19 protein-coding genes are annotated in these 12,529 nt (G+C 70.2%); 2 read left to right on the top strand and 17 right to left on the bottom strand.

The genetic code is table 11. The annotated features are described in order from the left end of the window. Positions 1–20: 20 nt before the first annotated feature. Genes ACFWUY_RS03820 through ACFWUY_RS03795 form a run of 6 tightly spaced genes read right to left on the bottom strand, consistent with a single transcriptional unit; the run spans position 21 to position 3,231 of the window. Positions 21–1,430: a phage/plasmid primase, P4 family gene (locus tag ACFWUY_RS03820; RefSeq protein WP_384101644.1), complete on the bottom strand. Its 1,410-nt coding sequence runs from the start codon at positions 1,428–1,430 to the stop codon at positions 21–23. After that, on the bottom strand, positions 1,427–2,302 hold the full coding sequence (locus ACFWUY_RS03815) for a bifunctional DNA primase/polymerase (RefSeq protein WP_384101642.1): 876 nt from the start codon (positions 2,300–2,302) through the stop codon (positions 1,427–1,429). The genes ACFWUY_RS03820 and ACFWUY_RS03815 overlap by 4 nt, the downstream gene beginning before the upstream one ends. Beyond that, a complete protein-coding gene (locus ACFWUY_RS03810) occupies positions 2,299–2,544 on the bottom strand; it encodes a hypothetical protein (RefSeq protein WP_384101640.1) in 246 nt (81 codons plus the stop codon). The genes ACFWUY_RS03815 and ACFWUY_RS03810 overlap by 4 nt, the downstream gene beginning before the upstream one ends. Then, positions 2,541–2,792: a hypothetical protein gene (locus ACFWUY_RS03805; RefSeq protein WP_384101638.1), complete on the bottom strand. Its 252-nt coding sequence runs from the start codon at positions 2,790–2,792 to the stop codon at positions 2,541–2,543. The genes ACFWUY_RS03810 and ACFWUY_RS03805 overlap by 4 nt, the downstream gene beginning before the upstream one ends. Continuing rightward, positions 2,789–3,028, bottom strand: a complete 240-nt coding sequence (locus ACFWUY_RS03800) for a helix-turn-helix transcriptional regulator (protein ID WP_384101636.1) — start codon at positions 3,026–3,028, stop codon at positions 2,789–2,791. Before ACFWUY_RS03800 ends, ACFWUY_RS03805 begins: the two co-directional genes overlap by 4 nt. Then, a complete protein-coding gene (locus ACFWUY_RS03795) occupies positions 3,025–3,231 on the bottom strand; it encodes a helix-turn-helix domain-containing protein (RefSeq protein ID WP_384101634.1) in 207 nt (68 codons plus the stop codon). Before ACFWUY_RS03795 ends, ACFWUY_RS03800 begins: the two co-directional genes overlap by 4 nt. Positions 3,232–3,327: 96 nt before the next feature. On the opposite strand from ACFWUY_RS03795, the gene ACFWUY_RS03790 reads away from it, so the two are divergent. Beyond that, positions 3,328–3,762: a helix-turn-helix domain-containing protein gene (locus tag ACFWUY_RS03790; protein WP_384101632.1), complete on the top strand. Its 435-nt coding sequence runs from the start codon at positions 3,328–3,330 to the stop codon at positions 3,760–3,762. A gap of 209 nt (positions 3,763–3,971) precedes the next feature. Here the strand turns inward: ACFWUY_RS03790 and ACFWUY_RS03785 are convergent, their stop codons facing one another. The 10 genes from ACFWUY_RS03785 to ACFWUY_RS03740 all read right to left on the bottom strand — a co-directional run bounded on the left by ACFWUY_RS03785 (position 3,972) and on the right by ACFWUY_RS03740 (position 10,228). Then, positions 3,972–6,134 carry a cell division protein FtsK gene (locus ACFWUY_RS03785; RefSeq protein WP_384101630.1) on the bottom strand — a complete coding sequence of 721 codons (2,163 nt, stop codon included), beginning with the start codon at positions 6,132–6,134 and terminating at the stop codon, positions 3,972–3,974. Positions 6,135–6,221: 87 nt separating this feature from the next. Then, positions 6,222–6,413, bottom strand: a complete 192-nt coding sequence (locus tag ACFWUY_RS03780) for a DUF6257 family protein (protein ID WP_384101628.1) — start codon at positions 6,411–6,413, stop codon at positions 6,222–6,224. Between the two features lie 25 nt (positions 6,414–6,438). Then, a complete protein-coding gene (locus ACFWUY_RS03775; RefSeq protein WP_384101626.1) occupies positions 6,439–6,657 on the bottom strand; it encodes a hypothetical protein in 219 nt (72 codons plus the stop codon). 73 nt (positions 6,658–6,730) lie between these two features. Continuing rightward, positions 6,731–7,108, bottom strand: coding sequence for a DUF6251 family protein (locus ACFWUY_RS03770; RefSeq protein ID WP_384101624.1), 378 nt, complete (start codon positions 7,106–7,108; stop codon positions 6,731–6,733). Next, positions 7,108–8,265, bottom strand: coding sequence for a hypothetical protein (locus ACFWUY_RS03765; protein ID WP_384101622.1), 1,158 nt, complete (start codon positions 8,263–8,265; stop codon positions 7,108–7,110). Before ACFWUY_RS03765 ends, ACFWUY_RS03770 begins: the two co-directional genes overlap by 1 nt. After that, positions 8,262–8,462 carry a hypothetical protein gene (locus tag ACFWUY_RS03760; protein ID WP_384101620.1) on the bottom strand — a complete coding sequence of 67 codons (201 nt, stop codon included), beginning with the start codon at positions 8,460–8,462 and terminating at the stop codon, positions 8,262–8,264. Before ACFWUY_RS03760 ends, ACFWUY_RS03765 begins: the two co-directional genes overlap by 4 nt. Beyond that, on the bottom strand, positions 8,459–9,046 hold the full coding sequence (locus ACFWUY_RS03755; RefSeq protein WP_384101618.1) for a DUF6907 domain-containing protein: 588 nt from the start codon (positions 9,044–9,046) through the stop codon (positions 8,459–8,461). The genes ACFWUY_RS03760 and ACFWUY_RS03755 overlap by 4 nt, the downstream gene beginning before the upstream one ends. After that, complete coding sequence (locus ACFWUY_RS03750; protein ID WP_384101616.1) at positions 9,043–9,258, bottom strand: hypothetical protein; 216 nt, start codon at positions 9,256–9,258, stop codon at positions 9,043–9,045. The genes ACFWUY_RS03755 and ACFWUY_RS03750 overlap by 4 nt, the downstream gene beginning before the upstream one ends. Continuing rightward, positions 9,255–9,998 carry a DUF6907 domain-containing protein gene (locus tag ACFWUY_RS03745; RefSeq protein ID WP_384101614.1) on the bottom strand — a complete coding sequence of 248 codons (744 nt, stop codon included), beginning with the start codon at positions 9,996–9,998 and terminating at the stop codon, positions 9,255–9,257. The genes ACFWUY_RS03750 and ACFWUY_RS03745 overlap by 4 nt, the downstream gene beginning before the upstream one ends. Beyond that, positions 9,995–10,228 carry a helix-turn-helix domain-containing protein gene (locus ACFWUY_RS03740; protein ID WP_384101612.1) on the bottom strand — a complete coding sequence of 78 codons (234 nt, stop codon included), beginning with the start codon at positions 10,226–10,228 and terminating at the stop codon, positions 9,995–9,997. Before ACFWUY_RS03740 ends, ACFWUY_RS03745 begins: the two co-directional genes overlap by 4 nt. A 192-nt stretch (positions 10,229–10,420) precedes the next feature. Here ACFWUY_RS03740 and ACFWUY_RS03735 point away from each other — a divergent pair, with 192 nt between their 5' ends. Next, positions 10,421–11,158 carry a GntR family transcriptional regulator gene (locus ACFWUY_RS03735; RefSeq protein ID WP_384101610.1) on the top strand — a complete coding sequence of 246 codons (738 nt, stop codon included), beginning with the start codon at positions 10,421–10,423 and terminating at the stop codon, positions 11,156–11,158. Between the two features lie 339 nt (positions 11,159–11,497). Here ACFWUY_RS03735 and ACFWUY_RS03730 read toward each other — a convergent pair whose 3' ends face one another. Then, complete coding sequence (locus tag ACFWUY_RS03730) at positions 11,498–12,409, bottom strand: hypothetical protein (protein ID WP_384101608.1); 912 nt, start codon at positions 12,407–12,409, stop codon at positions 11,498–11,500. Positions 12,410–12,529: the final 120 nt, after the last annotated feature.

Here is a 12,529-nt window from a genome sequence, read left to right as displayed (position 1 = left end):
CAACCCTCCACTTCCGCAGGTCAGGGGCTTTCGTCCTCCTCGCTTCCGGCGAGCATCAGGCCGAGATAGACGCGCCCGATGTTGCGGTCCTTCTTGTCGAAGCCGCGGGTCTTCATCGAGGCCGCGAACGAGACCTCAGAACCGATCTCCTCGGTCTTGAGCCCGTTGGCGTGGCACCAGTTGGACCAGGCGGTGAAGAGCTCCCGAGCCTTGACGACGCCGTGTCGGTTTTCGATGGCCCGTTCCTTCAGGAAGCGGCCGAGTGCGTCGCTTTCCTCGCGGTACTCCTCGGTCTTCGCGCGAACGGCGGGCGGCGGGTTGAGCCCCTGCTGCTGGTAGTCCTGCCACCCCTCGTAGGCCCACGCGAGGATGGCCGGCGCGGCAGCCTTCAGGCGTCCGGGCAGTCCGCCGTCGCGCTCCTTTTCCGGGATCACCACGTCGAAGGGGACGACGAGGATGCGGCGCCACACAGCGGGGTCGTCGCCGCTGACCGCCGGGAGGTGGTTGGTCAGCATGATGAGCGTGTGGGACGGGTCGAACGTGATGGGGTTCTTGTGCATGTAGTTCGCCTCGATGGGGTCGCCACCGACGAGCCGCTTCATGGTGGCCTCGGCGAACTTGCGGCCCTTCTCGGTCTCCGAGCAGAAGGCCAGTCGGGCGCCCCGTAGGCGCATCTTGAACGCCCCGTGCTTTTCGTGCTTGGACTCCATGAGCAAGGAGGGGTCGACCTCGATGGCGTAGTCCCCGTAGGCGTGCATTACCGCGTCGCGGATGGTGCCCTTACCGTTGGCGCCGGTGCCGGTGAAGATCGGCATGACGTGCTCGGTCTGCTTGCCGAGCATGGCGTAGCCGAAGAGCCGTCGGACGAAGTCGCGAACGTCGGGGTCGGGCAGGATCCGCTCGAGGAACTTCTCCCACTCGGCGTTCAGCTCCTCGCCGATCGGTCCGCCGGCCACCTTGGTGATGAGGTCGGCCCGGTCGTTCTCGCCGATGGTGCCTTCGCGGAGGTCGACGGTTCCGGCCGGCGTGTTGAACAGGTACGGGTCGGCGTCCAGTGCCCGGGAGGCGACGGAGATCGGCTTGAGCGCGGATGCCAGCTTGAGCATCCCGTCGATGCCGGACGCGCTCTCGGACTTCCGGACGTCGGCGTACAGCTCGTCGCGTTCCTTGGTGCTGGGCATGTTGAGGACGTCGGCGAGGGCCTTCTTGGTGGTCGCGATGGCGGCCTCGATGTCGACGCGCTCCTCGTCGGCCTTCCAGCGGGCGCCGTCCCAGTGGTGCCAGCCGATGCCGTGGACGTGTCGCAGGCTGTCTGCGTGGTCCTCGACGAACCGCTCGGCCATGCGCAGGTGCCCGCGGTGGGAGTTGCGGGGCAGGGGGACGACCCGCAGCTTCGGTGCCGGGGCCGGCGTGATGGCGGGTTCGGTCACGCTCCCGCTCCCTTCTGTGCTGAGGCGACCGTGCGCCGCGCTTCGTTCTCGCCCAGTCCCGTGCCGACGGCCGCCGAAACCAGGGCAGGCTCGACGTCGCTGGCCGCGAGATGTCCGTCCCTTACGTGAGCCCACGCCTTTGCTGCGGCCCAGAACAAGCGGTCGTTCCGGCTGCCTTCGGCCGAGGTGGTGACGACGCGCACCAGGCCGTCGAGGACGCGGCCGTTCTGGCTGGAGTTCGGCGAGGGGCGGGCGGCGGGGCGGGGTTCGGTCTTCGGCGGTGCGAGCAGCCGGAGTAGCTGCCCGGGGATGGGGTGAACGGTCGGGTCGGTGATGCCGGGGTGGATGGTGTACTCGCCGGTCTTGCCACGGCTGCCGGGGCCGACGAGGTAGCCGCGGGTGCCGCGCACGTCGATGCCGGGACCGACACGTCCGACGCTGTTGGAGATGTGGGCGCCAGCGGGTCCGGTGAACCAGAGGTGGAAGCCGCCGGAGGGGGTACATACGGTCACGGTGCGGGGGATGGTGAACCCGTGCCGGTCGGCCAGCTGGTTGAGGGTGGCACAGCCGTCGACGCCGTTCTTGCGGTCGAGGTCGAGGCCGATGAGCGGCAGGGTTCCGGCGCCGCACGCGATGCCGTATCCGGCGGCGTGCGGGGCCTGGTCGAATCCGGCGCGGATGGTGTCGGGGTCGTTGCTGGCGTCACCGACGCCGTGCCCGAAGCTGCCGCACTGGGTGAGGCCGGTGCAGCGGTGCCCCTTGTCGTGGGGTGAGGGGATGGCGGGCACCTTGTTGCGTGACAGGGGGAAGACGGCGAAACCACGGGCCGCGGCCTGGAGGGCGTTGTCGAGGGCGTTGTCCCAGCGGTTCATTCGTCCCCCTTCAGCCACGATGCGGCGGTGATGATGGCGGCGAGGACGGGTTCGTCGTCATCGCGGTGCAGGTCGCCGAGGGCGGCGATGTACTCGGCGCGGTTGGGGTTGTTGTCGCGCCAGCAGAGCGCGGTGATGAGGTGGCTCAGCGCCTTGTGGCCGTGGTGGGTGATGGATTCCTCGGCGTGTTCAGGGCCGAGGGCTTCCTGCAGCAGGTCGAGGACGTGGCGGTCGTCGCTCATGCCGCCCTCCTGATCTGAGCCCTCGGCTCGAGGCGGTAGACGGTGCCGCAGGGGCCGGTGACCTTGCCGAGGTGAACGTGTCGGTGCCAGTCGCCGCAGTGCGGACAGTGGGCCAGGAACTCGACGCGTCCTCGGGTGACGAGGACGAGGGGCCGCGCTACGCTGGGCTTGTTCTCGTCGCTAGCAGCAAAGAGGACTTCCTGAGGGGCCCCGGGTCGCATCCGGGGCTTCTTTGCGTTCTGGGTCATGCCGCTGCCTCACTCCTCGTGGCGCTCGGCTCTCCAGACAGCAGCCGGACGAGGTCGGCGGTGATGACGACGTGCCGGGCGCCGAGCGGGATGGTCTTGACCGGTGCCGCGCCGCGCCTGACCAGTTCGTAAAGGTGGCTCTTGCTGCAGCCGATTGCAGCGGCGGCCTGCGGGACGCTGACGGTGGCCGGCCACTTACGGACGTCGGCGAGCGTGGGCTGAACGAGCTTCTTCACGCGGCACGCTCGCTCTCGTTCTGCGGCGTGTCCCACTGGTCCAGCAGGTCGGGGTCGTACAGCCACTTCCGCCCACGCTTGACGCCCTCGGGGATGTAGCCGATGTGGCGCCAGTAGCGGACGGTGCCGGGCGCGACGCGGTAGCGCCTGGCCACTTCCTCGGTTGTCAGGTACTTGTCGATCTTGGAAGCGAGAGAGTCCATGATCTTCCTTCTTCAGGTGAAGGTGTCGCCTTCACGTGACGATGATTGGAAGTTACCACTGTTGAAGTCGTGAGGGGAAGTCGCTACCTTCATCTCATGAAGTTTGAAGACGTTGGGCAGTCATTCGGAGCGCTAGTTCGTTCGGCGCGAGAGAACCGGCAGTGGACGCAGGCAGACCTGGCCAAGCGCCTCGGTGCCCTGATGGGCAAGGAGGTCAACCCGCTCGCCGTCACGAGGACGGAGACCGGCAAGCGGCCGGTGCCGTTCGACGAGGTTGCGGCGCTCGCGCAGCTGCTGAACCTGCAGCTGGACCCTCTGCTGAATCCGTCCCCGACGAGCGGTTCGGCTGACGAGCTTCAGCAGCGGGCCGCCGACCTTCGTAGGCAGATCGACGAGAGCTACCAGAGGGAAGTGCAGTTGATGGCCACCTACGCGTCTGTGAGCCAGCAACTGCAGTCCACCCGCACACGAAAGGACGAGCTTGAGCGTGAACTGCAGGCCGTCGAACGGGCGGCGAAGAACGCCGAGTAGGTTCACGCGAGGACGGCGCGAGCACCCTCTGCGCGGCCTCCCCGACCGCCCGGACGCCCCCCTTTACCCGCACTACCTTGCAGGTCAGGGCCCTTTACCCCCCTCTCTACCGGGGTAAAGGGCCCCCGCTACTTTCGGGCCCTCCGGCGAAGTGGCGAAGGAGCCGTAGCGGGGGGTGCGGAACGGGGGCGGGTAGGGGGACTCCCCCTCTACCCCGGCTGCTCGGTGAAGGGGACGGCGCCTTCAATATCGCGCCGCTGGTAGCCGGCCCCGTTCTCGCCGTTGATCTTCACCTGCTTGCTGGAGCGCTTCACGCCGGCCAGCTCCAGTTCCTTGGCGAGCTTCTCGGCGTCCCAGTCGCCGTAGGTGTCCTCGTCGATGGCGACGAGCCGCTGCAGCAGGTCACGGGTGAACATGCGCGGGGCGTGCCGCATGGCCTCCATGACGTCGGAGAGGACGGCCGGGATGCGGTGCCCGTGCTCGGCGGCCTCGGTGACGACGTCGCCGGCCGCGTCGCCGGTGAGCTGTCCGGCTTCCTTGCGCAGGGCCCGGCCCTTGGCGCACAGTGCGTTGAACTCGGCGGTGGTCAGCAAGTCGTTCTTGACGGTGGCGAATGACGCCGGGCCGGTGACGAGAACGACGACACCCTTGTGGTCCTCGGACAGCACGGACGCGTCGGCGCCCATGGCGGCCTTGCCCTTGCCGAGCACCATGTCGGAGGACGTCTGGTCGGTGACCTGCGTGCACGCCCGGATGGTGATGATCTCCCGCAGCTTCGTCGGCACCGACTCCGCGTCGGGGCGCTGGGAGGCGTAGTTGGAGACGAACCCGGCGGCCGGCCCGCGGCGGGCGATGCGCGCCATGTCGTCGATGATGGCCTTGCGCTCCTTCTCCTCGGACACGGCGATGAAGCATTCCTGCAGCTCATCGACCGTGAAGAAGATGAACGGCATGTTGTAGCGGGTCACGATCTCCGGGGTCAGCTTCCCCTCCGGGCAGATGGACGTCGGCAGCTCCCGCAGGATCGCGAACCGGCGCTCCATCTCCCGCAGCAGCTCATCGAGCATGGCCTTGAACGCCTCGATGGCGTCATCCTCGGCACCGAGGACGAGCCGGTGGGCGACCTGCCGCATCTGCATCCAGTCCTGCCCGCCCTTGAAGTCGGCGACGTAGTGCCGCACGTAGGGGTCGAGCAGGCCGGCCGCGGTCATGAGCCGCTGCGTGAACGTCTTGCCCCGGCGCGGGAGCCCGCCGAAGAACATCGACTGCCACACGACCGGCACGGCGATCCGGTTGCCGCGCGCGTCGTGCCCGAACGGGATCGGGTCCCAGATGGAGAACCGCTCCATCTTCGCCAGCGGGGAGGGCACCGGGTCGGCCAGGTACGGGTCATCGTCGGCGACCCACATCGACACCCGGGACGCGTTGCCTCCCTGCGCGGCCCGGACGCGGGACATGACGACCTGGATCTCATCTACGCCGAGCTCGGCGGCGATGGTGGTCCGCTTCGCCAGGACGTCGGCAGCAGTCTTTCCACCGCCCTTCGGCAGGTCGAAGACCACCGCCCAGCCGCGGCCGTCACGGACGGGGCCCATGACGCAAGTGACCTTCGGTCCTTCGTCGTCGCCCTTGCCGCTTTTCAGGAGGCCAGAGGCGCGCAACGCGTCGTTGAGCTGCTGCGCGGACATGTCGACGCGGATCGGCGGCGCGGCGTGGTCGAGCAGCTGGACGTTCTCACCGCGGCCGAGGTAGGCCAGCGGGGCGGCGATGGCCCCGGTGATGCCGGTCTGCAGCAGCGGAGGGGCCAGGTAGATGCCCAGGGCGGCGGTGGCGACGCCGACGGCGGCCGCGCCGAACCGCCAGCGCCGGGTCTGGGTACGGGCGGCGTGCGCGGCCTGCAGCCGCACGGCCAGGTCGACATCCTCCGGCTTGGCCTTGCTCTGCGCCTTGAGCGCTTCGACGGCCGCCGTGTGGTCCTGCGCGGACAGGGTCGGCCACAGACCCATGGCTGCCCGGTAGAACCCGCGGGCGGCCAGCCACACTGTCTTCACCGCGTACTTCGGCACCCGGATGCCGTGGAAACGGGTGTGCCACCAGCACAGGCGGCCGAGCGCGACCGTGTTGGCCTTGAGCAGGGCGGGGGTGCGGGCCCACACGGGCAGCACGGGAATGTCGGGGACGGTCAGCCAGTCGGCGAGCGGGTTGTCCTCGCGGTCGACGGCCTCAACGACGTCGGCCTCGGTGGTCTCGGGGTCCGCGACGGCCGGCGCTTCGGTCGGCTGCTCGGCGGTCACGGTGTACTGCGGTTTCAGCAGGTTCGCGACGGTGGGGACCGGGTGCCCGTTGACGGGCCGGTCGACGATCTCGGTCATGATGGGTACTCCTTGCTGCTCTGAGAGCGGTCAGGGGACCCGGGGCGGCCGGTTGTCTTGGCGGATTGCGGCCGCCCCGGGGCGTAGCTACTTGCTCTTCTCGGCCCGCTTACGGGCGCCGTCGATGATCCGGTCGACTTTGGCCTCCAAGTCGCCCTGGTAGACGGTCTCGCCGGCGATTCCCCGCTTTGCCATGCGGACCACGTTCCACGCGATCCGGGCGTGCTCGCCGGCGGTAAGTGGGGGGTAGTTCGGGTCGTACTCGGTGTTCTTGGCCATGGGATTCCTCCTGGGAAAGGGGCGGTTAGAGGTCGTTGGGCTCGAGCGAGAAGAACAGGACGCTGGCGCGGGCCAGCTGCGGGTGCTGCTCGATGAAGCTCTCCCGGATGACCGTGAAGGCGTCGTGCCGGGTGGTGTTGGGCAGCGGGGTGTAGGTGCCGAAGTCGGTGACCCTCACCGAGTTGGGGAGGTCGAGCGTCAGCACCCAGTGGTGGGTGCCCTGCTGCGGGATCTGGCTCTCCATGGCTGTCCTCTCCGGCCGGGACTGTCCCGGCTCCCCTTGGCCCCTGTGCGAGACAGGGGCCGCGGGCAGCCGGTCAGCTGCGGCGCTTGCGGGCCTTGGCCAGGGTGTTGGCGGCGGCCTTGCCGTCCGTGCCGCCGACCGACTTCACGACGCTCACGACGCCCCAGGCCATGACAGCGGCGAGGAACGCCAGCAGGGCGAGGTTCGCGGCGATCGCGGTGAGCGCGCCGACGAGCAGCGGGCCGAAGTAAACCCCCGCCGCGACGGTGCCGGCGCCGATGCCGGAGCCGAGCGCGATCCGCTGTACGGTGCGGTCCGGCGGCGCCTGATGGATGTGGACAACCTGCGGCGCGGTCTGCGCGGCCGGAACAGCCGGCGCCTGCTCGACGTAGGCCCACGTGCCATCCGGAAGCTGGGTCACGGTCTGGAGAGCGGGCAGGCGTTCGGCCATCACAGGGCTCCTTCAGTCTTCGCGGTGACGACGGACCGGCGGGCGGTCTCGGCGGCGGCGACGCGGGCAGCGGCGCTGTAGCGGGGGGTGTCGCCCTTGCGCCGTCGCGGCGGAGACGGGCGCTTGACGGGGGCCGTGCGGGTCTTACCGGGGGCGGGGGGCATTTGGGCGTCCACCTGCGCCGATCCGCGCCGGATCGGCACCACAGTGGCGTCGGTCGGCAGCACCCAGTCGACGTCGCGGAACCCTGCGGAGATACGCTCCCGGATGTCGTCGGCGCCAGGGCGGCGGGCGGCGGCGAGCGCCGTCGCGGACTTCACCGCGTACCGGTGCAGCTTCGGCGTCATGCCGGGTTCCTCGGTGCCGTGGACGATCCCCCACGCGCGCGCCCACGCATCCTCGGTGGTGAGGCTGCCGAGCGGCGCGGCGGACAAGAGGCGGTCGGCCAACTTGGCGACGGTGCGGTGGTCGCGGCGGCGGCGGCGAGCGTGACGGCGCTGTTCCCGCTGCTCCCCACCCCCGGCCGTCGCGGACAGGGTGCTCACCCACTGGCGGACCTCGAAAAGCAGGGGGCCGAGCAGGGTCACGGCGGCGAGTCCGATACCGGCAGTCTGCGCGTCGGCCGGGGAAAGGCCCGCGGCCTCGAGGCCGCGGCCGTACCCGTAGTTGATGAACGCGGCGAACCCGGCGGCGACGGCGACCAGTCCCCGGAGCAGCCACCGCACCCATCCGGGCAGCTGCCGCTCGTCGGCGAACGCAACTCCGGCAGCCATCACCCAGGCGGCGCCCTCAATGGCGAGCGGGAGGGGGAGCAGCATCGGGCTGATATGGACGAAGTGGAGGACCTGCGCGGGCAGGGAGCCGAGCGCGGACGCGGCGACCAGGGCGAGCGTCCCCTTGCGGTACACGTTCCCCGCGGTGAGCGCTACGCTCCGGCGGGCGGCCCGCTCGGTGCGCCGGCGCTCCTTCTCGATGCGCTGCTGCTCGGTCACCTGCTGCTGCTCGGCCCGCTGCTGCTCGCGGAGTCGGGCGGCGCGCTCGTCGGCGGTCCGCTCCCGCTCGGCACGGCGCTGGTCGGCAGCGGCACGGTCGATGCGGCGCTGCTCGGCGGCTGCGGCCTGGTCGGCGCGACGCTCGGCCGCACGGTCGATGCTCACTGCTCGCCCACCTTTCCAAGGGCCACGCGCGCAGCACGGTGCGCGCAGAGATTGACGCCGTGCCTGTCGCCCAGATGGTTGGCGGTGAGGAGATCGGCGAGGACCACCTGGATCGGTGGGACGGGCCGGGACCCGAGGTCCGTCGCGCGGATGGCGGCGGCCTCGGTCGGCCGGGGGATAGGCCACTTGGAGGTCATCGGGGCACCTCCAGCGCAGCAAGCTTGCGGGCCAGGTGCCGCAGCTGCGCGGCGTGCTCGACGAGGATTCCCGCCGCCACGTCAAGGCCGGCCGAGTTCAGGGCGTGCATGTCCTCCGACATGTTCAGCACCGCGTGCACCCGCGGCTCCGACGGGGAGAACGGCCGCTGGACCAGCTGTACGGCCAGCACGTCCGCCGGACCGTGGCACAGCGTGGGGATCGTCGCGGCCAGCTCGGCGCCCTGGTGCTCGATGTCCTCCCGGTACGGCTCCGCCGCCTTGTGCCCGGTGCACCAGGTCGGCTCCGGCAGCGTCACGGCCCCGTGGTCGCCGGTCTTCACCGTCACCATGCCGTCGACCACCGGCGCCCGGTGCGCCACCGCGAGACGCCCCTCGAACGCGAACGGCCACGTGCGGCCGAGGACGTCCTCGTGGACCTCGTGGAAGAACTTCGGGCGCAGGCAGGGGAAGCCGGGCTGTCCGGGCTGCTCGTCGGCGCACACGGCCGGGTCCCGGTCCAGCGCGCCCTGGTGCCAGGCGAGGCGGTCGGGGCTGATGCCCTCGAGCGGGTCACGGTCGCTCATCGCTGCACCTGCTCGGCGTCGAGGGCGGCAACAAGGCCGCGGAGGCGCATCTCGAGGGAGATGGCCGCTCGGATCATCTCGTTGTGGTCGTGGATGTTCGCGCTGGCGTACTCCTCGAGGACTTCGCGGGCCCTCTGGATCGCGGAGTCGACGGGCTGGACGAGAGACGCAGGGTCACGTTCGGGGTCGTACAAGGGGCTGCAGGCGCTCATCGCTGGCCCCCGCCCTGGTTGAAGCGGCGGGCGATGGCCGCCTGCTCGCGGAGTCGGGCGGCGAGGGTGATCAGCTCGTCGGCCGCCTCGTCCGCCAGGTCGGGCGTGAGGACTGCCGAGCCAGCGATACCGCCGAGCTCGATGTGCGCGGCCCGCCGATCCGCGTCGGCCGACGCCGGGTCGGCGCTCAGGGTGGCGGTCAGCTCCGGCATGTCGCCGTCCAGCGTCTCCAGTTCGGCCGCGCACTGGTACGAGGCGTGCATCAGGTCGTCGAGCGATCCGATCCGCTTGCTGTGATCGACGGTGCACCACCACGGGCATTCGGCGTGCACGGTCTGAACGCGGCCGCGGGGCCCGACCTTGGCCGGGACCAGACGGATGCGGGCCCGGTTGGCGGAGTGCCCGGGGTTCTGCCCCACCGGCGGAACGTTGTGGTTCGTGATGAAGGTACGGACGGCCTGCAGGGCTTCGGACAGGTCCGCGTCCGGCCCCAGGTACAGGGCGTGGTCGCCGAGGAAGTTGGTGGCGGTGGCGATGTAGTCGGGCTCCCGGCGGTGCCCCATGCGCTGCAGCTCGATGCCGTACTCGTCGAGCAGGGCCAGCAGCTCGGCCTCGACGGTGGACGGCTTGGTCAGGCTGACCGGGGAACTGCTGCGGTCGGCGGCCGTGGGCTGGGACGGAACGGCCTGCAGCTTCGCCGGCCGGAACGCGGACGGCAGGAAGGCGGGGAGCGCGCTCACAGCTCCACCCCCAGCGTCTCGGCGGGGATGCCACGCTCGGCGGCGTAGGACTTGAGGGCGGAGCGAGGGATCCGGATGGTGCCGCGGCCGGCGCCGACCCGGAACGAGCCGAGAAGGCCGGTCCGCACGGCCACGTAGACGGTGGAGGCGTCGACGCCGAGGGCGACGGCCACGTCCTTCACCTTGAGGGGGGAGCCCAACGGGCTCCTGAGGGTAGAGTTCTCCTGCATCGGTTTCCTCCAAGTCACCTGATGCGCGGCCCTGACGGGCTCGGTGTTGACGCACCGAGACACCCCCGTCGGGGCCTTAGTCATGTCTGACTTGTACCGACCTGTCTTTCCGGTGGGCACGGGACTACGATGTCTTAAGACACTTGGTGAGTCAAGGGAAATCACTAAGACCCTTAAGACGGGAGAGTTTGGATGGTTGGGGACCCTCGGCGTCTGCCCGCATACAGGCAGGTCGCGAACGAGATCATCGAGCGCATCGAGCGTGGAGAACTCCGCCCAGGGGATCGCATTCCCTCGGCCCGCGAGATCGTCGAGCAGAAGGGCATCAGCAGCGCTACGGCAGCGCGCGTGCTCGGCACCCTGCGCGACGAGGGGTGGGCGGACACCTCCCCCGGGAGGTTCACGGTCGTTCGTGAGCGATCCCCGCTAACACAGGGGTCCAGCCGGATCGGCATGGTTCGCCGCGGTGGCTCGGGCCTCCTCGACGGTGAGACGGTCGAGTTCGTCGAGGCCCGCACCGAGCTGGCCGCCCAGGAGGTAGCCGACGCCCTCGGCATCGAGGCGGGCGAGGAAGTCGTCCTGCGCCGACGCCGCTACCTTGACGCGGCCGGCGTCTCGGTCGTCTCCACCACGTGGGTCACCGCTGCCCTGGCCGAGCGCCTGCCCGCCTTCACACAGCCGGAGAAGCTGCCCAAGATGTCGATGGGCTACATCGAGGACCAGACCGGCAGGAAGGCGACCCGGCAGCGCGCGACGCACTCCGTCGGAACCGTCCCCGAGGGCATCGCCACGCAGCTCGGTGTCGAGGCCGGCACCCCCGCCCTGAAGGTCACCAACCGATACCTCGACCAGGACGGCGAGCCCACGGAGTACGCCGTCGACTGGCACGCCCCGGGCCGGAGCTGGGTCGAAGAGAGTTCGGTCGACTGAGGCGGCGGGCAGATGAGGGAACCTGCGCCGCACGCACAGAAGGCCCCGCCGGGCATCCGGCGGGGCCTTCGTCATGTGCATCCGTCTCACCGACGTCTCACAGGCCGTGTGAATCGGGATGCGCCGTAGGCCGCTGACCTGCTTTCTACGGCCTTTCTCCGCACCGTATGGACGCTGTGGACGCCGTTCAGATCACTACGGATCAGAAGGTTGCAGGTTCGAATCCTGCCGAGTGCACACAGACGAGAGGCCCGGACGAGAGTCCGGGCCTCTCGCGTTGTCGGGGCGTACAGCGGCGACGTGCGGCGACCGTGCCCGGTCGCCGTCGGCCGGTGGTGGTCATCCCTGTTTCGCCGGGTCGACTCCGTGGAGGGCGGAGGCGGCCACGGCCTGCTGGACGCCGCACGTCTCCTGTTCGTCGGCCGGGGCGGCCCACAGCGGTATCAGGCGTGACGCGGTGGGCGAGGGGTCCATCCGCAGGTAGTGGCAGGCGCCGTTGACGCGCAGGGCGAGGACGTACACGCCACCGCTGCCGGCCTTGCCGGAGACCACGCTCACCGTGTCCCCGGTGGCGACCAGACGTTTGCCCTTCAGGAAATCCACGGCGCCCCGCGGGGTGTGCGCGTATCCCGTGGTCGCCATCGGCCGGTGGGCGAACGCGCCGGTGGGCCGCTGCGAGAGCAGCACGCCCATCTGCGCCGTGAGGCTGCCGGGCCTGCCGTCGGTCCGCGAAGCCGGACACGTCGTGCCGGACTGTTTCACGCTGTGCGTACCGATGCCGAACGTGTAGCGGTAGCAGCGGACCGGATAGGCGTCCGCGGCGACGGCCTCCGTGCCCGGTGGCACCAACCCCAGCATCACCTCTGCCGTGTGGACGTTTCCGGCGGCCTGGTTCCGCTCGGTGTCGGCGCTCAGCAGTACTCCGCCGCGGGCCTCGACCTGGGCGACGAGCGTGCCCTCGGTGAACTGGCCCCCGTAGGGCTGACCCCCCGAGTAGAAGCCCGCGTTCAGATCTCCACGCAGGTCCTCGGCGATCCCGGCGGCCTGGGCGTCGACCGCGGACGTGTCCGGGGCGGTGGTCCTCTGGTGGAGCAAGGTGCCGGCCACTCCCGCGGCTCCGGCGACGAGTGCGGTCGCCGCGAGCAGCAGGATCCGCGACCCGGCGCCGCGTTCCCGTTTCTGTCCGGAACCGGGCCGTCGGCCCTGCCGGCCCTGCTGGTCCTGTTGAGCTTTGGTGACCGGCATCGTCATGTCTTCTCCCGTCGGCAGGACACCTCCGGATGTTTCCGGGCCGCCGATGTCCGCATCCCTGTGCTGTTCGACGTCGTGCCGCCCACCGTGCCCGAGCGCCCGACGCGTGCCGCCCGATCC

The sequence above is a fragment of the Streptomyces sp. NPDC058664 genome, assembly GCF_042716635.1.
Lineage (GTDB): Bacteria > Actinomycetota > Actinomycetes > Streptomycetales > Streptomycetaceae > Streptomyces.
Note: the sequence above shows the minus strand (reverse complement) of the source record. Positions and strands in the feature narration are given on the sequence as shown.